23 protein-coding genes are annotated in these 20,735 nt (G+C 67.2%); 5 read left to right on the top strand and 18 right to left on the bottom strand.

Annotated elements, in window-relative coordinates; translation table 11 throughout:
* Positions 1-687, bottom strand: a complete 687-nt coding sequence (locus D1604_RS08745) for a lysophospholipid acyltransferase family protein (protein ID WP_119412972.1) — start codon at positions 685-687, stop codon at positions 1-3.
* The gene (locus D1604_RS08740; protein ID WP_119412971.1) at positions 684-2,555 is read right to left on the bottom strand and encodes an ABC transporter ATP-binding protein; all 1,872 of its coding nucleotides are present in this window, start codon (positions 2,553-2,555) and stop codon (positions 684-686) included. Before D1604_RS08740 ends, D1604_RS08745 begins: the two co-directional genes overlap by 4 nt.
* Positions 2,556-2,658: 103 nt before the next feature.
* On the opposite strand from D1604_RS08740, the gene D1604_RS08735 reads away from it, so the two are divergent.
* The gene (locus D1604_RS08735; RefSeq protein WP_119412970.1) at positions 2,659-3,324 is read left to right on the top strand and encodes a fused DSP-PTPase phosphatase/NAD kinase-like protein; all 666 of its coding nucleotides are present in this window, start codon (positions 2,659-2,661) and stop codon (positions 3,322-3,324) included.
* A gap of 1 nt (position 3,325) precedes the next feature.
* On the opposite strand, the gene D1604_RS08730 is transcribed toward D1604_RS08735, so the two are convergent.
* The 15 genes from D1604_RS08730 to folE all read right to left on the bottom strand — a co-directional run bounded on the left by D1604_RS08730 (position 3,326) and on the right by folE (position 16,258).
* Complete coding sequence (locus tag D1604_RS08730) at positions 3,326-3,520, bottom strand: hypothetical protein (protein WP_119412969.1); 195 nt, start codon at positions 3,518-3,520, stop codon at positions 3,326-3,328.
* Positions 3,517-3,678 carry a hypothetical protein gene (locus D1604_RS15800; protein ID WP_003170662.1) on the bottom strand — a complete coding sequence of 54 codons (162 nt, stop codon included), beginning with the start codon at positions 3,676-3,678 and terminating at the stop codon, positions 3,517-3,519. Before D1604_RS15800 ends, D1604_RS08730 begins: the two co-directional genes overlap by 4 nt.
* A 98-nt stretch (positions 3,679-3,776) precedes the next feature.
* Positions 3,777-4,028, bottom strand: a complete 252-nt coding sequence (locus tag D1604_RS08725) for a DUF4170 domain-containing protein (protein ID WP_003170661.1) — start codon at positions 4,026-4,028, stop codon at positions 3,777-3,779.
* 13 nt (positions 4,029-4,041) lie between these two features.
* On the bottom strand, positions 4,042-4,836 hold the full coding sequence (locus D1604_RS08720) for a 3'(2'),5'-bisphosphate nucleotidase CysQ (protein ID WP_119412968.1): 795 nt from the start codon (positions 4,834-4,836) through the stop codon (positions 4,042-4,044).
* Positions 4,833-6,179 carry a TldD/PmbA family protein gene (locus D1604_RS08715; protein WP_119412967.1) on the bottom strand — a complete coding sequence of 449 codons (1,347 nt, stop codon included), beginning with the start codon at positions 6,177-6,179 and terminating at the stop codon, positions 4,833-4,835. Before D1604_RS08715 ends, D1604_RS08720 begins: the two co-directional genes overlap by 4 nt.
* Before the next feature lie 42 nt (positions 6,180-6,221).
* Positions 6,222-6,623: an MAPEG family protein gene (locus D1604_RS08710; RefSeq protein ID WP_119412966.1), complete on the bottom strand. Its 402-nt coding sequence runs from the start codon at positions 6,621-6,623 to the stop codon at positions 6,222-6,224.
* Positions 6,620-8,401: a M14 family metallopeptidase gene (locus tag D1604_RS08705; protein ID WP_233551986.1), complete on the bottom strand. Its 1,782-nt coding sequence runs from the start codon at positions 8,399-8,401 to the stop codon at positions 6,620-6,622. The genes D1604_RS08710 and D1604_RS08705 overlap by 4 nt, the downstream gene beginning before the upstream one ends.
* Positions 8,402-8,518: 117 nt before the next feature.
* Positions 8,519-10,048 (bottom strand): UbiD family decarboxylase, encoded by a 1,530-nt coding sequence (locus tag D1604_RS08700; RefSeq protein WP_119412964.1) that lies wholly within the window; start codon positions 10,046-10,048, stop codon positions 8,519-8,521.
* A 49-nt stretch (positions 10,049-10,097) separates the two neighbouring features.
* Positions 10,098-10,346: a helix-turn-helix domain-containing protein gene (locus D1604_RS08695; RefSeq protein ID WP_119412963.1), complete on the bottom strand. Its 249-nt coding sequence runs from the start codon at positions 10,344-10,346 to the stop codon at positions 10,098-10,100.
* A gap of 41 nt (positions 10,347-10,387) precedes the next feature.
* On the bottom strand, positions 10,388-11,254 hold the full coding sequence (locus tag D1604_RS08690) for an aldo/keto reductase (protein ID WP_119412962.1): 867 nt from the start codon (positions 11,252-11,254) through the stop codon (positions 10,388-10,390).
* A 46-nt stretch (positions 11,255-11,300) separates the two neighbouring features.
* On the bottom strand, positions 11,301-12,167 hold the full coding sequence (locus D1604_RS08685; protein ID WP_119412961.1) for an alpha/beta hydrolase family protein: 867 nt from the start codon (positions 12,165-12,167) through the stop codon (positions 11,301-11,303).
* A 50-nt stretch (positions 12,168-12,217) separates the two neighbouring features.
* Positions 12,218-13,003 (bottom strand): ChaN family lipoprotein, encoded by a 786-nt coding sequence (locus tag D1604_RS08680; protein WP_147399900.1) that lies wholly within the window; start codon positions 13,001-13,003, stop codon positions 12,218-12,220.
* A gap of 23 nt (positions 13,004-13,026) precedes the next feature.
* On the bottom strand, positions 13,027-14,865 hold the full coding sequence (locus D1604_RS08675) for a gamma-glutamyltransferase family protein (protein ID WP_119412959.1): 1,839 nt from the start codon (positions 14,863-14,865) through the stop codon (positions 13,027-13,029).
* Positions 14,866-15,000: 135 nt separating this feature from the next.
* Complete coding sequence (locus tag D1604_RS08670; RefSeq protein ID WP_119412958.1) at positions 15,001-15,444, bottom strand: biopolymer transporter ExbD; 444 nt, start codon at positions 15,442-15,444, stop codon at positions 15,001-15,003.
* A 199-nt stretch (positions 15,445-15,643) separates the two neighbouring features.
* The gene (gene folE, locus D1604_RS08665; RefSeq protein WP_003165753.1) at positions 15,644-16,258 is read right to left on the bottom strand and encodes a GTP cyclohydrolase I FolE; all 615 of its coding nucleotides are present in this window, start codon (positions 16,256-16,258) and stop codon (positions 15,644-15,646) included.
* Between the two features lie 140 nt (positions 16,259-16,398).
* Between folE and cysS the strand changes: the two genes are divergently transcribed.
* Complete coding sequence (gene cysS, locus D1604_RS08660) at positions 16,399-17,805, top strand: cysteine--tRNA ligase (RefSeq protein WP_119412957.1); 1,407 nt, start codon at positions 16,399-16,401, stop codon at positions 17,803-17,805.
* Positions 17,806-17,836: 31 nt separating this feature from the next.
* Here cysS and D1604_RS08655 read toward each other — a convergent pair whose 3' ends face one another.
* Positions 17,837-19,123: a lytic murein transglycosylase gene (locus tag D1604_RS08655; protein WP_119412956.1), complete on the bottom strand. Its 1,287-nt coding sequence runs from the start codon at positions 19,121-19,123 to the stop codon at positions 17,837-17,839.
* Between the two features lie 357 nt (positions 19,124-19,480).
* On the opposite strand from D1604_RS08655, the gene ykgO reads away from it, so the two are divergent.
* The 3 genes from ykgO (at position 19,481) to D1604_RS08640 (ending at position 20,710) form a co-directional block, all read left to right on the top strand.
* On the top strand, positions 19,481-19,606 hold the full coding sequence (gene ykgO, locus D1604_RS08650) for a type B 50S ribosomal protein L36 (protein ID WP_003165750.1): 126 nt from the start codon (positions 19,481-19,483) through the stop codon (positions 19,604-19,606).
* A 301-nt stretch (positions 19,607-19,907) separates the two neighbouring features.
* Positions 19,908-20,180: a DUF2312 domain-containing protein gene (locus D1604_RS08645; protein WP_024353345.1), complete on the top strand. Its 273-nt coding sequence runs from the start codon at positions 19,908-19,910 to the stop codon at positions 20,178-20,180.
* Positions 20,181-20,410: 230 nt separating this feature from the next.
* Positions 20,411-20,710, top strand: coding sequence for a hypothetical protein (locus tag D1604_RS08640; protein ID WP_306460728.1), 300 nt, complete (start codon positions 20,411-20,413; stop codon positions 20,708-20,710).
* Positions 20,711-20,735 lie beyond the last annotated feature (25 nt).

Genomic DNA, 20,735 nt, shown 5'->3' with positions numbered 1-20,735 from the left:
TCAGACGCGCTCCAGCCCGGTCAGGGCGTCGGCGCGCGCCTCGACGGCGGTCAGGCGCTGGCCCCATTCGGCGGCGACCTCGGCCAGATCGCCGCCTTCAGGCCAGTCGACCCGGTCCCAGACGACGGCGCCCTTGCCGAATGGCAGGGGCAGCAGGGCGCGATCCCAACTGTTCAGCCGGATCGCCGGTTTGCACGACATGCCGATCAGCAGTACGGGCGCCTTGGAAATCTTCGCCATCAACGGCAAGCCCTCGGCCATCTGCCGCGCCGGACCGCGCGGGCCGTCGGGGGTCAGCGCGAGAGCGCCCAGCTTTAACTGCTTCAGGCCGTCGCGCAGGGCCTGTGTCCCGCCCTTGGCCTGTTTGGCCTTGTCCTTGTTGGCGGAGGAGCCGCGCACGGCGGGAAAGCCCTGACGCGCGATCGCCTTGGCGATGAACTCGCCGTCGGCGGACAGGGAGATCAGCGCCTTGGCGGGTTGGGCTCTGTCCTTGGGCCAGCAGGACGGCGCCAGGGCGATGCGAGAGTGCCAGAAGGCGCACAGCACCCCTCCGCCGTCGCGCCAGACATCTTCAGCCGCGGCCTCATTCTCATGGGTCCAGCGGATGGTGGCGATGCAGAACCGCATCCACTGGGCCAGGGTCCAGGACAGGGCGTTCTGGATGGCGGGGTTGCGCAGCGGCCTCATGCGCCCGTCTCGTCGGGAAGCTCGACCAGAGGCGGCAGTTCCATGGGGTCGCTGTCCAGCGACTGCTGCCGGGCCAGGCGGGCGTAGAGACCGCCGCGCGCCACAAGCGCGTCGTGCGAGCCTTCCTCGACCACGCGGCCGCCGTCGATGACGTAGATGCGGTCGGCGTTCTTCACCGTGGACAGGCGGTGGGCGATCATCAGGGTGGCGCGGCCGTTCATCAGCCGCTCCAGCGCGGCCTGCACCAGGGCCTCGCTCTCGGTGTCCAGCGCGCTGGTGGCCTCGTCCAGCAACAGGATGGGCGCGTCCTTCAGGAAGGCGCGGGCGATGGCGATGCGCTGGCGCTGGCCGCCGGACAGGCGGGCGCCGGCCTCGCCCACGCGGGTGGCGTAGCCGTCCGGCAGGGCGGCGATGAAGTCGTGGGCGGCGGCGGCGCGGGCGGCGGCCACGATATCCTCGGCCGAGGCGCCGGGGCGGCCATAGGTGATGTTGGCGGCGATGGTGTCGTCGAACAGGAAGGGTTCCTGCGTCACCAGGGCGATGTGGTCGCGTAAGGACGGAAGGCTAAGCTCGCGGATGTCGCGACCATTCAGCGTCACCCGCCCCGCCGTCACGTCATAGAAGCGCGGCAGCAGGCTGAGGATGGTCGACTTGCCCCCGCCCGACGGGCCGACAAGGGCGATCGTCTCGCCCGGCGCCACGTGCAGGCTGACGTCCGACAGGGTCGGAACGGCGCCCTCTTCCTCGGCGCGATAGGCGAAACATACGCGCTCAAGGGCGATGGTGACCGGGCCGGGGACTACCACGGCGGCGTCGTTGGCCTCGCGGATTTCCGGCTCGATATCCAGGGCGGCGAACAGGCGGCGGGCGGCGGTGAAGCCCTCGCTCAGCACCGTGGTCAGGTTCGTCACCTGACGCAGCGCCTGACCGGCCAGCAGCAACATGCCGATGAAGGAGGCGAAGGCGCCGACGGTCATCTGCCCCTTACTGGCGCTCCATCCGGCATAGGCCATTGCGGCGGCCACCACGGAATAGGCGACGATGTCGCTGGCGGGGCCGGAGAAGGCGCGGCTGTCGGCGCCCTTGATGACGTGGCGCTGGCGGCGGTCGATGACGGTGGCGACGCGGGCTTCCTCGGCCGCCTCGCGGTTCTCGATCTTGATGACGCGGACGCCGTCCAGATTCTCCATCAGGGCGCTGGACAGGGCTTCGGTCTCGACCATCGCGCCGCGCGCGGCCTTGCGAGACTTCTTGCCGAAGCGGCCGATGATCCAGCTGACCAGCGGCACGCCCAGCAGAACGATCAGCGTCAGCGGCAGATCGATGAAGCCCATGGCGACGATGACGCCCAGCAGCATCAGGGCGTTCTGCGTGTAGTTGACTACGCCCGAGGTGAAGGCCTCGCGCACCAGATTGGCGTCGAACAGGACCGACGACACGAACGTCCCTGAATGCTGACTGCGCAGACGCGACAGGTCGGCCCGGATCATGCCCGAGAACAACTGCTTCTGAATGTCGCCGACAATGCCGTGGCCCAGCCGGTTCACCAGCGCCGCCTGACCCGCCATGCTCAGCGAGCGGATCACCGCCACGACGATGATGAACAGGGGAATGGCGATCAGCACCTTGTCCGCCGGAATGGTGAGCGTCTTCCAGACCGTCACCGGCCCCTGATGCTGGCCGAACAGCAGGTCGATCGCAGGCTCAAGGAATTTCAGCAGCAGGGCCGTCAGACCGCCCGACACGCCCGCCAGCAGCATGGAGGTGAAGAAGGCCGGCTTGTGCCGCGACAGATACTCGCGCCAGATGCGGGCGAGCAGGGGCCGCAGCGGCTCGCGGGCGTCGACATGTGGAGCGGGAACGGTCATCGGCCTTCGGTCGAACGGCTGAGGCGGCAAGTCAAGCGGCCGCGCGAGAGAGAGGCGCCGCGGGACGGGTGACGCCGGGTGCAAACGGCGCTATCTGGCCGTCATGGGGCGCTACGATCTGACTACGCCGTTCGGCCGTTTCAAGGCGCGCTGGTCCTATTTCTGGAAGGATCACGCCTTCCTGCGCACGGCCTTCACCAACGCCCATTGGCTGGGGCCGGATCTGGTGCGGACCAACCAGCCCTCGCCGGGGCAGTTGGCCTGGTGGAAGCGGCAGGGAATCCGCACCGTCGTCAATCTGCGCGGCCAGAGGGACGAGGCCTATTACTGGCTGGAGAAGGACGCCTGCGAACGGCTGGGGCTGACGCTGATCGACGCCCCGCTGGATTCACGCGACCCGCCGGGCAAGGACCGGGTGCGCCGGGCCAGGGCCCTGTTCCAGACGATGGAGTATCCGGCGTTGATCCACTGCAAGTCGGGCGCGGACCGGGCGGGGATGATGGCCGTCCTCTATCGCCACTTCCACCTGGGCGAGCCGATTTCGGCGGCCATGACGGAACTGGGCAAGCGCACCCTGCACAGCCGCGAGGGCCTGACCGGGGTGCTGGACTATACGCTGGAGAAATACGTCGCCGAGGTCGAGCCCACGGGCGTCAGCTTCGAGGACTGGGTCGAAAGCGACGCCTATGATCCCCAGGCCATCCGGGCGGAGTTCAAGGCCGGCTGGTGGGGCAAGCTGGTGGTGGATCGCCTGCTGAAGCGCGAGTAGGTCAGCCCCACGGGCCGCCGTGATCCGGGCCGCTGGGCGGAGACTGACGCGCAGCCTGCTCCTTCTTCCACCGCTTGACCTGTCGGTCGTGTTCCATGCGCCGCGCCAGGGTGACCATGCACAGCGCCAGCACGGCGAGCATGGAGATCAGGCTGAAAATCTGCTGGCCGTCCAGCGTCTGGCCGAAAAGGGTCAAGGTCGAGGGTCTCGATCAGCTGGGGTGATGGGGTCGTTCCAGGCGGTGTCCTGGTCCTCGCCGGGGCGGGGGACGTGCTTGGGCCCCTTACGCACGACCCAGACGATCGCCGCGACGGCGACAACGACCAGCAGCAGGACGATGAAGGTCGGCAGCATGGGAAATCCTGTTCAAGAACAAAGGCGACTGACACGAAAGCGCATCAGCCGCCTCTGCGGTTCCGGAACACCGGCGTGATGACGCCGTGAGCGCTGGCTCAGGCGTCGGTGCGCGGATCGATCAGCTTGTGCGCGTGCAGGATGAAGTAGCGCATGTGGGCGTTGTCGACGGTGGCCTGGGCGCGGGCCTTCCACGCCTTCTTGGCTTCGTCATAGCTGCCGAAGGCGCCGACGAACTCGACCTGGCTCAGGTCGCGGAAGACGGGCTCGGCCGGGTGGCGCATCTCGCCGCCGATGACGAGGTGAAGCAGTTGGGGATCGTGAGAGTCGGCCATGGAGAGGGGGTCCATTGCGGGAGGAATGTCAGATGGCCAGCGGGATAGGCGCTGTGCGCCTCACGATCAACGGGTGAAGGGCCGGTGCGGCGCATATCAGGCTGGTTTGACGCGGATCAGGGCGATTAAAGCGCCACGGACGGCCCATATGGTCGCTGACCTTGGCCCCGGCCTCTTCGGCGATCAGGCATCCGGCGCAGACGTCCCAGTCCCATTTTGGGCTGATGGCGATGGCGGCGTCGAAGGCCCCGGCCGCCACCAGAGCCATGCGGTAGGCCAGGGCGTTGCGCTTGGAAAAGCGCATCGGCGGCCACGGTTCGTCCCATTCGCGCGCCTCCATCAGCCGGGCGTCGGCCAGAAGTTCGGCGTCTTCCAGATCGTCGGTGTCCGACGCGCTGATGGAGCGGCCCTTCAGGCGGGCGCCGCCGCCCAGGGTGGCCTCGAACACCTCGTCCATCATCGGGGCGTGGATGACGGCGGCGACGGGGCGGCCGTCCTCGACCACGGCGATGGGCACGCACCACCACGGCTTGTTCTTCATGAAGGCGACGGTGCCGTCGATCGGATCGACGACGAAGATGCGCTTCTTCGACAGGCGCTCCGTGCTGTCGGCCGTCTCCTCGGACAGCCAGCCGTAGTCGGGCCGGGCGCTCAGAAGCGCGTCGCGCAGCAGCTGGTCCACGGCCAGATCGGCGCTGGTGACGGGCGAGCCGCCGTCCTTGGACCAGACCTTCAGTCCGGCCTCGCGGTGTTCGAGCGCCAGCCGACCGGCGGCCAGCGCCGCGTCGCGGATCAGGTCGAGGTCGGCGCTGTAGTCGCTCATTTGCCCGCGATCGCCACCTTGTCGAACAGCAGGGAGGGGCTGTTGAACGATCCGCGGAACTCCAGGTCGCCCGCGCGTTGCAGGCGAGCGTAGAGGTCGATCAGATTGCCCGCCACGGTGACTTCGCTGACCGGATAGGCGCGCTGGCCGTTCTCGAACCAGAAGCCCGACACGCCCGCCGACCAGTCGCCGGTGTTGCCGTTCAGCGAGGGGCCGAACATGGAGGTGATCAGCAGGCCCGTCCCGGCCTGCGCCATCAGGGCGTCCAGATCGCCTTCGCCCGGCGCCAGATGCAGGTTGTGGGTTGAAACGCCGGACGGTCCCGCCAGCCCGCGCGAGGCGTGGCCGGTGGTCTGCAGGCCCAGCTGGGCCGCCGAGGCGGTGTTCAGCAGCCAGGTGGTCAGGACGCCGTCCCGAACGATCTCGCGCCGTTCGACGGCCACGCCCTCATCGTCGAAGGGGGTGGAGCCGAGGCCGCGCGGGCGGAACGGATCGTCGATCAGATCGACGCCGATCGGCAGGACGGCTTGGTTCAGCTTGTCCTTCAGGAAGGAGCTGCCGCGCGCGATCGACGGGCCGGAGATGGCGCCCAGCAGCGGCGACAATACCTGCGTCGCCACACGGTTCTCGAAGATGACCGGGGCGGTGGTCGAGGCGATCTTGCGCGGGCCGACGCGGGCGATGGCGCGCTCGCCCGCCTTCAGGCCGATGGAGGCGGCGTCGGGCAGGTCGGACAGGTGGCGGACGGTGCGGCTTTCGCCGCCGCGCTCCATGGCGCCGTCCTTCTCGGCGATGACGCCGACGCCCAGCGAGAAGGCGCTGCCGCGATGGCGGCCGTCGAACCCGTGCGAGGTGACGAGGCGCCATTCGCTGGCTGACCAGGCGGCGTGCCCGCCTTCGGATTTGGACACGCCCGATACGGCCAGGGCGGCGGCCTCCGTCTCGGCGGCGGCGGCTTCCAGCGCCTCGGCCGAGCGTTCGGCGGGATCATACAGGTCCAGGTCCGCGTGCGGCGCGGCGGCCAGTCGGTCCTGCGGCGCGAGCGAGGCATAGGGATCTTCGGGCGCCAGCTTCGCCATCGCCACGGCGCGCTCGACCAGACGCGCGCGGGTGGTGTCGGACAGGTCGGAGGCGGACACCGTCGCCTGACGCCGCCCGATGAAGACGCGCAGGCCCAGATCGCGGGCCTCTTCACGCTCCACGTCTTCCAGCGCGCCGTTGCGCACGCCGACGGACAGGGAGGCGCGATGGGCGGACACGGCCTCGGCCGCATCGGCGCCGGCCTTCAGCGCGGCGGAGATCAGATCGTTCAGGATGTCGGGGGAGGGCGTCTTATCGGACATGCCCCGATATGGCGGACGGAACCCGCGCCCGCAACAGCCGGACTAGAGAATGGACCAGGCGATCAGGCTGACCGCCGCCACCAGAAGCGCCAGCCAGGTCAGGATCATGCCGACCGAACGGCCCAGCGACGGTCCCTCCTGAAACAGCAGGCCCAGGGCGTGGATCACCCGCCCGGCGAACAGCATTCCGCCGACCGCATGAATCAGCATGGCCGGGGCGCCGAGGAAGGCCAGCAGGATCAGGCCGCACATTCCGGCCGGGATGTACTCGGCCGCATTGGAAAAGGCGCGGGTGGCGCAGACCAGTTCGCGCACGCCGCCGTCGCCGAACTCGACCAGATGCTTGCGCCGCCGGTTCACCACCACGCCCGACAGAACGAACAGCAGCAAGATCAGCAGCCCGCCCCATAGGGCGGCCGCCTGAATGGTCGGGATCAGGCTCAATTCTCGCGCCCCACCGGATAGAGGCGATAGCGCTGGTCGTAGAAGGGCGTGCGCTCGTAGAACCAGGCGAGGCGCGCATCGCCGTCGGCGGCGAACGCGGGGTCGGCCGCCAGCTTCGCCTCGAACGCGGCCTTCAGCGCCGGATCGGCGGCGAGCATCTTCTCGGCGAGCGGGGCGATGGCGTAGGCCTCGATGTATTCGACGCGGTTCAGCACCTCAGGGAACATGCCCCAGGCGAAGAAGCTCTCGTTCGACTGCGGCTCCAGCAGCAGGATGGCGAGGTCGCCCATCGGCTGATCGGTCGGCACGCGGACGGAGCCGATCGGGAAGGTCCAGTTATGCGCCTCGGGCCGGACTTCGCTGACCGAGATCGGCACATGGCCTTCATTGGTGCGGGCGGAGACCTTGGGATCGACCAGGCGCAGCATGTCGACGGCGACGGTGTGCGGGGCTTCCAGCGTCTCCATCTGCACGCCGTGGACCCGCAGCCGCTCGATCACGTCCTGACGATAGGACGGCACCCAATAGGCGCTCGGCCGCTTCAGCGTCAGTGTGGGGTGGGAGCCATAGAAGGGCATCTGCCAAAGTTCGGCGTCCGGCTGGCCCAGCCAGCGGATTTCGGGGCGGCCCGATGCCACGCTGTCGAAGGTCTCATAGCGGATGCCCTTGAACGGGCGGGTGCGCGAGGGCGTCGTGTCGCTGTCGAAATTGGCGGGCAGTTCGGCGGGGCGCAGGGCGCGGTCGGCGGCGATGGCGGCGCGCAGGTCGCCGGACTTTTCGGCCAGCAGCGTCAGCGCCTGTTCGAGGAAGACATAGGTTCCCAGCACCCGCTGTTCGTGGGGTTTCAGGCTGTGGTTCTCGATCAGTATGGTCGGGACGTGCGCCGCCGAACCCCAGCCGTTGGAGAAGCGCTCGCCCAGACCGCCGTCGTTCAGGCCCTTCTTCGGATCACGGTCGTCGATGGCGAAGACCAGTTCGCCGGGGATGTGCCCTTGCGCCTCCAGCGCCTCATACATGGCGGGCTTGAAGGCGGCGTCCAGCCACTGAGCGATGGCCGGGCTGCGGCTCCAGACGCCGTCCTCGCCGTTGTAGCCGAAGGTGACGTCATATTGATAATCGATGCCGTCGGTGACGTGGATATCGACGTAGAGGTCGGGCTGGTATTTGTGGATCAGGCCCATGACGGCCTGCATCTCGGTCTGATCCAGCTTCATGAAGTCGCGGTTCAGGTTCTGGTTCGTCGCCGTGTGGCGCCAGCCCTGATTGCGCGGCCCGCGCTGGTTGGGGCGGGAATAGGGGCCGGTGCGCTCGTGTCCGTCTACGCTCAGGATCGGGATCAGGATCAGGTTAGCCCGGTCCAGCAGGCTGTCTTTTCCATAGAAGGCGATATCGCGCAGCAGCATCATGCCCGCGTCCTTGCCGTCGATCTCGCCGGGATGGATGCCGGCCTGGGCCAGCAGGACCGGCTTGGACGGATCGAAGGCCGCGCCGTCCTTGGAGGCGATCACGGCGTAGATCGGACGCCCTTCCGGCGAGGTTCCGAACTGTTCGAGGCGGATCAGGTCGCTGGCGGCGTCCAGTTTGTCGAACCAAGCGCGGGTGTCGGCGTATGACGGCGAGAAATCATGCGCCGCATCGGCCTCGAAGCCCGTGACCCACGGATCGGAGGCGTCGCGCAGCAGGGCTCGGCTGGCGCCGTTCCAGGCCGGCGCAGGCGGCAGGAAGGCCTGATCCCACGGTGCGGCGTTGGGCAGGGCCGATGGGGGCGTCTGGGACATGGCGGGACTCGCGAGCAGAAGGGCGGCGGCGAACAACAGACAGGAGCGCATGCGCTTTGGTGGGCCGAATGGTCCGATGAGGCAAGCTTTCAGCCCTCTCCCTCCGGGAGAAGTCAGCTATTTCCAGATCGGAGTCTTGTCGCCCGGCAGGCCCAGGCGATCCCAGATGTCGTTGACACGTTCGATGACGTCCTCGTCCATGTGGATCTCCTCGCCCCATTCGCGCTTGGTCTCCGGCTCCCACTTGTCGGTGGCGTCCAGGCCGATCTTGGAGCCCAGCCCGCTCTCGGGGGAAGCGAAGTCCAGATAGTCGATGGGGGTGTTCTCGATGACGGTGATGTCGCGCGCCGGGTCCATCTTGGTCGAGACGGCCCACATGACATCCTTCCAGTCGCGGGCGTTGATGTCGTCGTCCACGACGATGATCCACTTAGTGTACATGAACTGGCGCAGATAGCTCCAGCAGCCCATCATCACCCGCTTGGCGTGGCCGGGATAGGCCTTCTTCATCGACACCACCGCGATGCGATAGCTGCACCCCTCGGGCGGCAGCCAGAAGTCGGTGATTTCGGGGAACTGCTGGCGGATCAGGGGGATGAAGACTTCGTTCAGCGCCTCGCCAAGCACGGACGGCTCATCCGGGGGACGACCGGTGAAGGTGGTCAGATAGATGGGGTCCTTGCGCATGGTGATCGCCGACACCTGGAAGACCGGGAACTTCTCGACCGAGTTGTAGTAGCCGGTGTGGTCGCCGTAGGGGCCTTCGTCCTCGAACTCGTCCAGCAGGACGTGGCCTTCCAGCACGATCTCGGCCTGCGCCGGGACCATCAACGGCACGGTCTTGCACGGAACCAGCTCGGCCTTGGAGCCGCGCATCAGGCCTGCGAATTGATACTCCGAAAGGGTCTCCGGCACCGGGGTCACTGCGGCTAGGATCGTCCCCGGATCAGCGCCCAGAACGACGGCGCAGGGCAGGGGCTCGCGCTTACCCGCCTTCTTGTGCCGGGCGTAGTGCTGGGCGCCGCCGCGATGGGCCAGCCAGCGCATGATGGCCTTGTCCTTGCCCAGCACCTGCATCCGATAGATGCCCAGGTTGAAGTCGTCCTCGCGCTCGTCGGACGGCCCCTTGGTCACGACCAGACCCCAGGTGATCAATGGCGCGGGTTCGCCCGGCCAGCAGCCCTGAATGGGCAGGGCGGTCAGGTCGATCTGATCGCCCTTCAGCACCACATCCTGCACCGGAGCCTTCTTCACCGTCTTGGGCCGCATGGACATGACGGTCTGGGCCAGAGGCAGCATCTCCATGGCGTCGGAGAACCCGCGCGGCGGCGTCGGGTTGCGCAGGAAGGCCAGCAGTTCGCCGACTTCGCGCAAGTCTCGCCCGGTGGTGCGTTGCTTGCCCTCCAGCGTCACGCCCATGGCGACGCGCTTCACCGTGCCGAACAGGTTGGCGAGGCAGGGGATGGGGCTGATCGAGCCGTCGGGCATGACCGGCTTCTCGAACAGCACCGCCGGGCCGCCGTTGCGCAGCAGCCGGGTCTGGATCTCGGTCATCTCCAGATGGGTGGAGACGGGCTCCGACACGCGGACCAGTTCGCCGTCGGCTTCGAGGGTCGCAAGAAAATCGCGCAGGGACTTGTAGGCCATGCGCTGACGCTTAGGCGGCTGCGCGCCGTCTGTCACGCCATGCGCGCCTTCAATAGGCCGGGGCGTCGGACACAAGCGCCCACACCGGCAGGCGCAGGGCGCGGGTTGCGGCGTCCAGCCGGGCCGAATCCAGCCGCTGACGACCGGTTTCGACACGGCGCAGGGCTTCAGGCGTCAGGTCGAGGGCGGCGGCCAGATCCTCGAACGGCACGCCGCGCCGGTCGCGCCAGCGGCGGATGCGGGCGCCGACGACGGCGTCGTTCGGATCGCTCGCCGGGAAATCCAGAACTGAACCCAAAGCCCCCTCCTGTGCGCCCGCGCCTCTAGGTCGGCGTCGGATCAGGCATCCTGATCCCACTCAAAGGCCTCGTCCAGCCAGTCGCCGATGCGGCCGTCGGGGCGGGCCAGTGCGCTGACCTGCGCCATCTCGTCCGCAGAAAGCTTGAAGTCTAAGATGCCGAAGTTCTCGGCCGCGCGGCTCTCCTTGGTGGTGCGCGGAATGGCGATGACGCCCTGCTGCATGATCCAGCGCAGGGTGATCTGGCCATTGGTCTTGCCGTGGCTCTTCGCGATCTCGCCGATCACGGCGTCGTCGGCGATCTTGCCCTGAGCCAGCGGCGACCAGGCGGTGATGGACGAGCCCAGTTCGCGCGCCGTCTCGATCAGCGTCTTCTGCGACAGATAGGGGTGATACTCGACCTGATTGGTGATCAGCGGCGCGCTCGACAGGGCGGCGGCCTCGCGGAACAGGGCGGAGGGGAAGTTGGACAGGCCGATGTTCTTGGCGAAGCCCTTTTCCTTCGCCTCATTCAGGGCGCCGATGGTTTCTTCCAGCGCGGGCGTCGGCTTGGGCCAGTGCAGCAGCAGCAGGTCCGGCGTCAGGCCCAGGCTGATGGCCGATTCCTCGGCCTGACGCAGCAGGGCGTCGCGATGGAAATGCTCGACCCAGATTTTGGTGGTGACGAAGATGTCGTCGCGCGTGACGATCCCCTCGGCCACGGCGTCCACGATGCCGTCGCCGACGGCCTTCTCATTCTTGTAGATCCAGGCGGTGTCGATGTGGCGATAGCCGATGCGCAGGGCCTCGCGCACCATGCGGCGGGCGTCGTCGGGCTCCAGTTGCCAGGTGCCGAAGCCGAGCAGCGGAATCTCAACGCCCGAAGCGGTCACGGTCGGCTGGCCCGAGAAGGATGGCGAATGGGGCATGGGGAGGCTCCGGTGAGGAATAGGAGCCTGGAATATAGGCGCCCGCTCAGGCCTCGCCATTGTTCAGCCAGTGGAAAACCTGATCCCACAGCGGCTCCATTCCCTTGCGGAAGGCGCCTTCGTGACCGATGCGGCGCGCGCCGAAATCGCCCGGCGCGTGGACGCTGATCTCGGATCCGGCGTTGGGATAGACGCTCAACAGGTCGCGCGCCGTGCCTGGCGTAGCGATAGGATCGTCGGTGAATATCCACGACCGGATCGGGGCGGTCACGGCCTCATAGTGGTGGGGCCGCAGGCTGGTCTCCAACTCCTTGGAGAAGTATTCCCGCTCCAGGCACCAGCGCCGCCAGGTGGTGAAAACACCGCGCGGCAGGTCGGTCCCGGCCCACAGACCGCCGCCCTTGATATAGCCGTGCCGCATCAGGCTGAACGGGCCGAAGCCCAGCCAGAAGAGCAGCTCCAGCGGGTTGTAGCCGCGGTGGTGCCCGCCCCACCAGCCGGTCCCGACCGAGACGAAGGCGTGCCGCTCGATCCGGTCGTGATTGTGCATGAACCCGACGAAGTGGCCGCCGACGCTGTGGCCGACATGGACAAGGCGCAGGCCCGGCGCCGCTTCGATCAGGGCGTCCAGCGCGGCGGGCATATCCAGCCGTCCCCAGTCCGGATAGTCGATGGTTGAGCCCTTCAGCTCATCCGGCCGCGACCCGGCGATGCCCCGGAAGTCATAGGTCAGCACCGCCGCCCCTCGCTCCGCCAGATAACGGGCGAACCGCTCGTAAAAGCCCTTGGGAAAGCCCGTGCCGGAGGAAACCAGTACGGCGATCAGGGGCTCGGCGGCCGAAACCAGCCGCATCGACAACGGATAGCCGTCGGCGGCCGGGGCGGTGAAGTCGCGCGTGACGAGATCGGTCATAGGTCCGTCCTGTTTAGAAACGAACTCTAGCCGATTGACGCGGCGTCAGGTCAAGGCTTGGCCGGTTCGGATGCCGTGGTCGGTCCCAGCGCCAGAACGCCGTCGAAGGCGCCGTCGCCATAGGGCTGAACGACGACGCCTCGCGCCTGGACGTCATAAATCTCGGGCAGAGGATTGGCGCCGCAGGCATCGCGCCCGCAGCTCCACGTCGTTCCACCCTGCTGCGCCACATACAGGCTGATGACCTCGTTGGAGGGCAGGTGAACGACGGCGGGCGTCAGCTTCCTGCTCTCGATCATCTTTTTCTGGGCATGGATGTTGCCGACCAGAACCAGCATCCGGCTGTCGGGCGTCTTGCGAGCGGCGGTCGCCAGTCGATGGCCCATGTCTAACTCATAGTAGGACTGGCTGAAGCCGGGGACGCGCGGAGTGTCAGGTGCGAAGGCGATGACCTTGAGGCTCGGTGTCTCGCGCTGCATGGCGCGCAGACGCAGCAGCAGGTCCAGCATGGCGACGCTGCCGCGTCCGTCGTGATGCACGAAGGGACCGTGCGGATAGGCGGCAAGCATCGCGCGGGCGGCCGGGTCGCTGTCGGCCGCCATGAAGGCGTCCAGCGTCGGCTGCATGCTCTCCGAAAACTCCAGCGCGACCGTCACCGGCCCCTGCGCCCGCGCCGCGCAGACCAGATCGGCGAAGGCGGCGGGGGCTTCCGTCGTGCCGTGCATCTCGCCGACGACGACGTAGCGGGTGTCGTCGTTCCAGAGCGTCTCGACGCCGGGAACAGGCGTGCAGGTGGAGGAAGAAACAAAGGCGGCGGCTAACAAGGTCGCGATCATGGCGTCTTCCTCGACAGCTTGGATCAATAGGCCAGCGCGTTGCCGTCCTTGCGCATTTCGGTGGCGGCGCCGTAGGTCCAGCGGCCCTGTTCGTTGATCTGCTTCATCACGTTCTGATAGCCGCCGAAGCCGCCGTCGGGCGGGCCGAGGTCCCAGCCCATGGCCGTCAGCTGCTGCTTGGTGGCTTCGGGCACGCCGGATTCGAGGTGCAGCTTGCCGACGCCCTCAGCCGGTTGGCCGGTCGGTTCGGACGAGCCGTAGTGCTGCCAGCGCGGGCTGTCGCCGGCTTCCTGCGGGTCCAGGCCGTAGTCGACCATGTTGATGATGATCTGGGCCTGACCCTGCGGCTGCATCCCGCCGCCCATGACGCCATAGGCCAGCCACGGTTCTCCGTCCTTGCAGGCGAAGCCGGGGATGATGGTGTGGAAGGGGCGCTTGCCCGGCGCATAGACGTTGGGGTGGCCGTCGGTCAGGGCGAACAGTTCGCCGCGGTTCTGGAACATGAAGCCCAGCGTCCGGCCGTCCGGGCCATCGGCGACCAGACCGCCGCCCATGCCGCGATAGTTGGACTGGATCCAGCTGACCATCATGCCGTCGCTGTCGGCGACGCTGAAATAGGTGGTGTCGCCCTGCGTCGGGGCGTCGCCGGGGAAGACGCGGTCCATGACGCGGTTCGGGTTGATCAGCTTCGCCCGTTCGGCGGCGTAGGCCTTGGAGTTCAGCCAGGCGGTCGGGGCCTTGGCGAAGCGTTCGTCGGCGAAGTAGCGGGCGCGGTCCTCGAAGGCCAGGCGCTTGGCCTCGGCCTGAACGTGGATGGAGGCGGCGGACTGGAAGCCCATGGCTTTAAGGTCGAACTGTTCGCAGATGTTCAGGATCTGGTTGGTCGAGAGGCCCTGGGTGTTCGGACCGAGCGAATAGACCTCGACCCCGCGATAGGTGGTCATCAGCGGCTCGACCCATTCGGTGCGGTGCGCGGCCAGATCCGCGCGGGTCATCCAGCCGCCGATGCGCTTGAAGTAACGCTCGATGTGGTCGGCGATCACCCCGTCATAGAAGGCGTCGCGGCCGCCCTCGGCGATCAGGCGGTAGGTGCGGCCGAGGTCCGGGTTGGCGAAGATCTCGCCCGTCTTGGGCGTGCGGCCGCCGGTCAGCCAGACCTTCTTGCGGTTGTCGTTTTCCTCGATCGTCGCGGCGGCGCGATCAAAGCCGGCCATGTTGCGTTCGAGGTAGTAGGCCACGACCTGCGGCACGGGCACGCCCTGCTCGCACAGTTCGGCGACCGGCAGCAGGACGTCCTTCCACGGCAGCTTGCCATAGCGCTGGTGCGCGCTCCACCAGGCGTCGACCGCGCCGGGGACGTTGACCGTCACTGCGCCGTAGCGAGGCAGATAGCCGTCCTGCCCGGCCTTTGAGCGTGCGGCGGCCAGCGACAGGCCGCGCGGGCTGGGGCCCGAGCCGTTGAAGCCGACGACCTTCTTCTGGGCCGGGTCCCACATCAGGCAGAAGGCGTCGCCGCCGATGCCGTTGGCGGTCGGTTCAAGGAAGCCGAGGGCGGCGTTGATGGCGATGGCGGCGTCGATGGCCGAGCCGCCGCGCCGCAGCGTGTCCAGCCCGATCATCGTCGCGGAGGGGTGGGCCGTGGCGGCGGCGCCGTTGGCGCCCCAGACAGTCGAGCGGCCGACGAAGCGGGGGCCGGTGATGCGGTCGCCGATGCCGACGCCGGCGTAAGGGTCGGGCGCGGGGGCGGGCTGCACCGAAGCCGGATTGGCGACCGGCGCAGCGGCGGGCGCCTGCTGGGCGCGGGCGGCGCCCGCCATCAGGGCTCCGGCGGGCAGGGCCGAAAGAAAAGTACGACGACGCATGATGATTTACTCCCCCTCGTTCGAGGCGCGCATTGACGCCGGAACAGGGGGAGGGCGCAAGCCGTCGATGCGCTTGCGGTAAAAGAAAAAGGGCCGCCCGAAGGCGACCCTTTCAATATCCAACTGAAGACCGGATCAGGTGATGTCTTCGTTCAGCAGGCCGACCTTGAAGTAGCCGTTCTCCTGCAGGGTGTTCATGACTTCCATGAACTGATTGTATTTAACTTCCGGCTCGGCGCGGACAAACACGCGCTCGTCACGGCAGTCGGCCACGGCGCCCTGCGCGGCGCAGACGTCGGCGGCCAGTTTGGAGATGGTCGTTTCCTGCTCAGCGATGAACAGCGAACCCGATTCCTGGATGGTGATGTACACCGGTTCCTTGGGCTCGGCGTCGTCTGCCGGCGGCGTCGCCGGCGGCAGGTCCAGACGGATCGACACGGTGGCCATCGGCGCCGCGACCATGAAGATGATCAGCAGAACCAGCATGATGTCCACGAACGGCGTGACGTTGATGTCCGCGTTCTGTGCCGCCAGCTTGCCGCTGCCGCCGCCGCCGCCCGAAGAAAGTCTCGCGCCCATTACGCCCTCGTCTCTATCAAGGCCCACACCCTCCGGCGGGCCAAACTGAAAGTCTCGCTCGTCTCTTGGCGTCCTGAAGCGAGCTTGTAAAGCCGTTGAATGCGAGGAAATGACGCCGCCGGGGGAATAAGATTGCGAATTCGGCGCAAGGCCGCCTTGGCCGCGATCAATTCAGCCCCGTATCACAGCCCTTTGAGGCTCAGCCCCGGGCCAGTTTGAGGAATCGCTCGGCCAGGGCCGGGTCGTTCTTGAAGGCGCCGGTGAAGCGCGTGGTGATGGTCGAGACGTGGCGGTGATGCACGCCGCGCGTCGTCATGCACTGGTGCGCCGCATCGACCAGTACGGCCACGCCCCTGGGCTGGAGGTGCGATTCGATGGCGTCGATGATGTCGTTGGTCAGGGTTTCCTGATTCTGGAGACGGCGGGCGAAGATCTCGACCACGCGGGCCAGCTTGGAGATGCCCACCACCTTCTCGCCCGGCAGGTAGGCGACGTAGGCCTTGCCCAGGAAAGGAGCCAGGTGGTGCTCGCAGTGGCTCTCGACCTCGATGTCGCGCAGGATGACCATGTCGTCATAGCCGGTCACGTCCTCGAAGGTGCGCGACAGTTCCTTGCCCGCATCGGCGTCATAGCCGTCGAACCATTCGCCATAGGCGTCGACCACCCGCTTGGGCGTGTCCAGCAGGCCGGGACGGTCGGGATTGTCGCCGGCCCAGGCGATCAGGGTGCGCACGGCCTCCAGAGCCTGTTCGCGGCTGGGACGCTGGGGCGCCTCATTGGCGACGAGTACGGGCTTGGCGGGGGTGCTGCTCATGAAACGATCCGGCGGCGGCGAGAGCGCCTGTTCAGAATACTATTATCTATGGACTTGGGCGCGCGGCCCTGACTGTCTATCAGGCCGCTATATGGGACACCTCGTCCGTCCCGCAAGAAAACTCGCAAAAGACCTGACCCATGGCCCTGCATATCCACGACACCCTGCGCCGTGAAAAGCGCCTGTTCACGCCGCGTGATCCGAACAGGGTGAGCCTCTATGTCTGCGGCCCGACGGTCTATGACTACGCCCATATCGGCAACGCCCGCCCGCCGGTCGTGTTCGACGTGCTGGTGCGCCTGCTGCGCCGCACCTATGGCGCCGACAAGGTGGTCTACGCCCGCAACGTCACCGACGTGGACGACAAGATCAACGCCAAGGCCGCCCGTGAAGGCGTCGCCATCGGCGAGATCACCGCCCGCTATGAGGCCGCCTATCTGGCCGACATGGGTCTGTTGAACGTCAGCCCTCCCGACATCGCCCCGCACGTCACCGACTATATCGAGGCGATCACCAAACAGATCCAGGCGATCATCGACGCGGGCTGCGCCTATGCCGCCGAGGGCCATGTGCTGTTCGACGTGTCGTCCTATCCATCCTACGGCGCGCTGTCGGGGCGCAATCTGGACGACATGATCGCCGGCGCCCGCGTCGAGGTGGCGCCTTACAAGAAGAACCCGCACGACTTCGTGCTGTGGAAGCCGTCCAAGGCGGACGAGCCCTCATGGCCGTCGCCGTGGGGCGAGGGGCGCCCCGGCTGGCACATCGAATGCTCGGCCATGATCGAAGAGACGCTGGGCCTGCCCATCGACATCCACGGCGGCGGCATCGACCTTGTCTTTCCCCACCATGAGAATGAGATCGCGCAGGGCGTCTGCGCCCACGGTCACGCTCACGGCGATGACGCGCACGACGAATACGCCCGCTACTGGATGCACAACGGCTTCCTGACCGTGGACGCCGAGAAGATGTCCAAGTCGATCGGCAACGTCCTGCTGCTGCACGATCTGGTGCAGGCCATGCCGGGCGAGGTGGTGCGCTGGGCCTTGTTGAGCGCCCACTACCGCCAGCCGTTGGACTGGAACCAGACCCTGCTGGAGCAGAGCCGCAAGAACCTGGACCGCCTCTACGGCGCCCTGCACCGCGCGGCCGGGGTCGAGGCGGCGGACGTGGAGCCGCCGGTCGAGTTCCTGAAGTCGATCGAGGACGACCTGAACACGCCGGGCGCCATGGCGACCCTGTTCGCCCTGTCCAGCGACATCGAGCGCGGCATGACGGCGGGCGACGAGGCGGCGGTGGCGACGGCCAAGGGGCAGTTGATCGCGGCGGCTTCGATCCTGGGCGTGCTGCAGGCCGATCCGGTGGAATGGTTCTCGGGCGTCGACGAAGGGCTGAAGGCCGAGGTCGAGGGCTTGCTGGAACAGCGCGCGGCCGCCCGCACGGCCAAGAACTGGGCAGAGGCCGACCGCATCCGCGATCGGCTGAACGAGCTGAACGTCGTCGTCATGGATGGCCCGCAAGGCGCGACCTGGCGGATGAAGGGGTAGGAAACCCTCTCCCAACAGGAGAGGGAGAGACTCAGCGCGCTCTTCTGATCAACTCATCCGCCAGCACGTCGGTCAGGTATCCGTCCGCCGTGCGCCCGTTCGCCTGTTGCCAGCGGCGCAGGGCGTTGCGGGTGTTTGTGCCGATGACGCCGTCGACGCCCTGGGTGTCGAAGCCCATGCGGGTCAGGGCCTGCTGGGCGCCGATTCTCTGATCCCGCGTCAGGGGGCCGTCGTTGGGCCAGGAGGCCTTGAGCGCCGGCTTGCCCGCCACCCCGTCGGCGATCATGCCGATGGCCAGGGCGTAGCTGACCGAGTTGTTGTAGCGGCGAATTACATAGTGGTTCGGCAGGGCCAGGAAGGCGGGACCCTTGGCGCCCTGCGGCAGCAGGATAGCGGAACCCTCGGCCGCCTCGGCGCTGTTGGGGGAGGAGCCGTCGGCCAGCCGCACGCCGCGCGCGACCCAATAGGACCAGGGGTGTTTCGGCCCCTCGGCCTGACTGTAGTCGAAGTTGGAGGGCAGGGTGACTTCATAGGCCCAGCCCTGGCCGCGCTTCCAGCCCGCCTGAGCCAGCAGATTGGCCGCCGAGGCCAGGGCGTCCGCGTCCGAGCCCCAGATGTCGACCTTGCCGTCGCCGTTCTGATCGACGCCCAGCTTCAGATAGTTGTCGGGCATGAACTGGGTCTGGCCCATCGCCCCGGCCCAGCTGCCTTTCAGGCCCGCGCGGTCGCGCTTGCCTGAGACGACGATGTCCAGGGCGTGCTTCAGTTGCTCTTCGGCCCAGGCGCGACGGCGGCCGTCATAGGCCAGGGTCGCCAGCGAGCGGATGACGTCGAAGTCGCCCTGAACCTGACCGAAGGCGCTTTCCTGGGCCCAGACGCCCAGCAGGATTTCGGTCGGCACGCCGTATTTCTGGGTCACGTCCCACGGCACGCGGTCGACGCGCTGGCGGGCCATGGCGATTCGCGCCGGGGTGGTGGCGTTCTGGATGTAGACCCCGGCGGGGCGGGAGAACTCGGGCTGGTTACGGTCCAGACGCACGACGCTGGGGTTGGGCGTCACGCCCTCCAGTTCTCGGGCGTATTCCCATTTATGCGCGCCGCCGTGGCGTTCCAGGAAGCTCTGTTTCCAGGCGTCGAAGCTGGCGTGGTCATAGGCCTCGCTCAGATCAGTCTGGGCGGGGGGGGGCGTGGGGGCAGGCGTCGCGGGCGCAGGCTCGACCACGGGCGGCGGCGCAGGTTGGGGCTGCGGCGGCGTGGGAACCATGGGGGTGCAGGCGGCGACCGACCCAAGCAAAAGCAGACGATAAGCGATACGCATGAGCACAGGCTAACGCCCCCGAATTCCACGACCAATCACAAGCGCGCGAAGGCGGGATCAGTTTCCGTGATAAGGGTGAATGCGCCGTTAACCCTTTTCGGCAGTAGGCGGTTAAGGGAGTGGAATTTACATTGCGTCGTTCCCTGAGCACGGCCTGGTGGCGGAGGGGCGACGCGTCGGACGTGCATGTCCGAAGACCCTCCGTTCGACTCGGAGGCCAGGCCTCCAGCGGATTTCCCGCGCGGAATGTTGACGAAAGGCCAAGGCCTCTCTATACGACCGCCTCCGCCGCAGGTTCGCCCGCGGCTCTTTTGTTTTACCCGCCCTCACGGGCCTCCAAATCCGGGACGTCCGACCATGAAGGTCCGTAGCTCGCTGAAATCGCTGAAGGGTCGCCACCGCGACTGCAAGATCGTTCGTCGCAAGGGCGTTCTGTACGTCATCAACAAGACCGACCCGCGCTTCAAAGCCAAGCAAGGCTGATCAGGCGCGATCCGGCGCGCCCTGCCTGCTGAAGGCGAGGCGCGCGCCGATCGTCGGTGGATGGGATGACTATCCACAGGGCCGCGGGCGTTGTCCGCGGCTTTTTCGCGTCCGGCGTTGAGCCCCGCGCCTGCGCGTGATTAGTGATTCTTTCTCAAGCGGCCCTACGGCCCTTGGCCTGCTTGAGGGCGTGCTTAGTCGCCCTAACGGCCTTCGGCCTGTTTGAGAGCTTTATTTCTTGCCCTAACGGCCCTTGGCCTGTTTGAGGGCGCAGCCTGTTTATGAGTTCTGGAGTTCAGTCATGGACGACGCTTCCTTCGACGCCAGCCCCGACGTCCTGACCGCCACGGCCCAGGGCCGTCTGCGCTCCATCATCGAACGCCTGGAGCGCCTCGAAGAGGACAAGCAGGCCGTCATGGGCGACATGAAGGAGGTCTTCGCCGAGGCCAAGGGCGAAGGCTATGACGTCAAGGTGCTGCGCAAGGTTCTGCGCCTGCGCAAGCAGGACAAGGCCAAGCGTCAGGAAGAAGAAGCGATCCTGGACCTCTATCTGTCGGCCCTCGGCGAGATCTGAGGGAGGCGGGCCTGAAGCGCACGCCCTTCAAGCCCTCCAACGGCCCTTCACGCTCCAGCAGCCTGAAGGGCGGCGACTCGAGCAAGCTGCGCTCCAGCGGCTTCTCGCGCTCAAGTAGCCCGAAGGGCGATAGCGCTTCTAAACTACGCTCAAGTAGTCCGAAAAACGATAGCGCCACTAAAACCCGCTCAAGCAGTCCGAAGGACGGCAGCGCCCTTAAAACCAAGCTGGTGAGCCCTTGGGATCAACAGCGCGAGGCGGCCAAGCGCTCGGCGCTCAACGCCCTGAAACGCGCCCGCCGCTCGGCTGAGAAGGCGGGCGTTTCCCTGTCCGACTGGGAGGGCGAGTTTCTCGATTCGGTCGGGGAGCGAATTCGCGAACACGGCCGCGCCTTCGCCGATCCGGAAAAGGGCGCGCCGGGTCAGCCGCTGTCGGCCATGCAGGGGCGCAAACTGAAAGAGATCACCGCCAAGGCCAAAGGCGAGAAACCCGCGAGGCGGAAGCGGCCTCCAGCGTCCTCCCGGTCTTGAGCCGGAATCGCCGCAGGCGCAGGCG

Origin of the sequence: Brevundimonas sp. LPMIX5, assembly GCF_003576505.1 — a bacterium.
In the GTDB taxonomy this organism is placed as follows: domain Bacteria; phylum Pseudomonadota; class Alphaproteobacteria; order Caulobacterales; family Caulobacteraceae; genus Brevundimonas; species Brevundimonas naejangsanensis.
Note: the sequence above shows the minus strand (reverse complement) of the source record. Positions and strands in the feature narration are given on the sequence as shown.

Bases quoted from the DNA above. Each gene is read 5' to 3' on its own strand.
- D1604_RS08745 (WP_119412972.1), bottom strand. From the start codon at position 687: ATGAGGCCGCTGCGCAACCCCGCCATCCAGAACGCCCTGTCCTGGACC.
- D1604_RS08740 (WP_119412971.1), bottom strand. From the start codon at position 2,555: ATGACCGTTCCCGCTCCACATGTCGACGCCCGCGAGCCGCTGCGGCCC.
- D1604_RS08735 (WP_119412970.1), top strand. From the start codon at position 2,659: ATGGGGCGCTACGATCTGACTACGCCGTTCGGCCGTTTCAAGGCGCGC.
- D1604_RS15800 (WP_003170662.1), bottom strand. From the start codon at position 3,678: ATGCTGCCGACCTTCATCGTCCTGCTGCTGGTCGTTGTCGCCGTCGCG.
- D1604_RS08725 (WP_003170661.1), bottom strand. From the start codon at position 4,028: ATGGACCCCCTCTCCATGGCCGACTCTCACGATCCCCAACTGCTTCAC.
- D1604_RS08720 (WP_119412968.1), bottom strand. From the start codon at position 4,836: ATGAGCGACTACAGCGCCGACCTCGACCTGATCCGCGACGCGGCGCTG.
- D1604_RS08715 (WP_119412967.1), bottom strand. From the start codon at position 6,179: ATGTCCGATAAGACGCCCTCCCCCGACATCCTGAACGATCTGATCTCC.
- D1604_RS08705 (WP_233551986.1), bottom strand. From the start codon at position 8,401: ATGTCCCAGACGCCCCCATCGGCCCTGCCCAACGCCGCACCGTGGGAT.
- D1604_RS08700 (WP_119412964.1), bottom strand. From the start codon at position 10,048: ATGGCCTACAAGTCCCTGCGCGATTTTCTTGCGACCCTCGAAGCCGAC.
- D1604_RS08690 (WP_119412962.1), bottom strand. From the start codon at position 11,254: ATGCCCCATTCGCCATCCTTCTCGGGCCAGCCGACCGTGACCGCTTCG.
- D1604_RS08685 (WP_119412961.1), bottom strand. From the start codon at position 12,167: ATGACCGATCTCGTCACGCGCGACTTCACCGCCCCGGCCGCCGACGGC.
- D1604_RS08680 (WP_147399900.1), bottom strand. From the start codon at position 13,003: ATGATCGCGACCTTGTTAGCCGCCGCCTTTGTTTCTTCCTCCACCTGC.
- D1604_RS08675 (WP_119412959.1), bottom strand. From the start codon at position 14,865: ATGCGTCGTCGTACTTTTCTTTCGGCCCTGCCCGCCGGAGCCCTGATG.
- D1604_RS08670 (WP_119412958.1), bottom strand. From the start codon at position 15,444: ATGGGCGCGAGACTTTCTTCGGGCGGCGGCGGCGGCAGCGGCAAGCTG.
- folE (WP_003165753.1), bottom strand. From the start codon at position 16,258: ATGAGCAGCACCCCCGCCAAGCCCGTACTCGTCGCCAATGAGGCGCCC.
- cysS (WP_119412957.1), top strand. From the start codon at position 16,399: ATGGCCCTGCATATCCACGACACCCTGCGCCGTGAAAAGCGCCTGTTC.
- D1604_RS08655 (WP_119412956.1), bottom strand. From the start codon at position 19,123: ATGCGTATCGCTTATCGTCTGCTTTTGCTTGGGTCGGTCGCCGCCTGC.
- ykgO (WP_003165750.1), top strand. From the start codon at position 19,481: ATGAAGGTCCGTAGCTCGCTGAAATCGCTGAAGGGTCGCCACCGCGAC.
- D1604_RS08645 (WP_024353345.1), top strand. From the start codon at position 19,908: ATGGACGACGCTTCCTTCGACGCCAGCCCCGACGTCCTGACCGCCACG.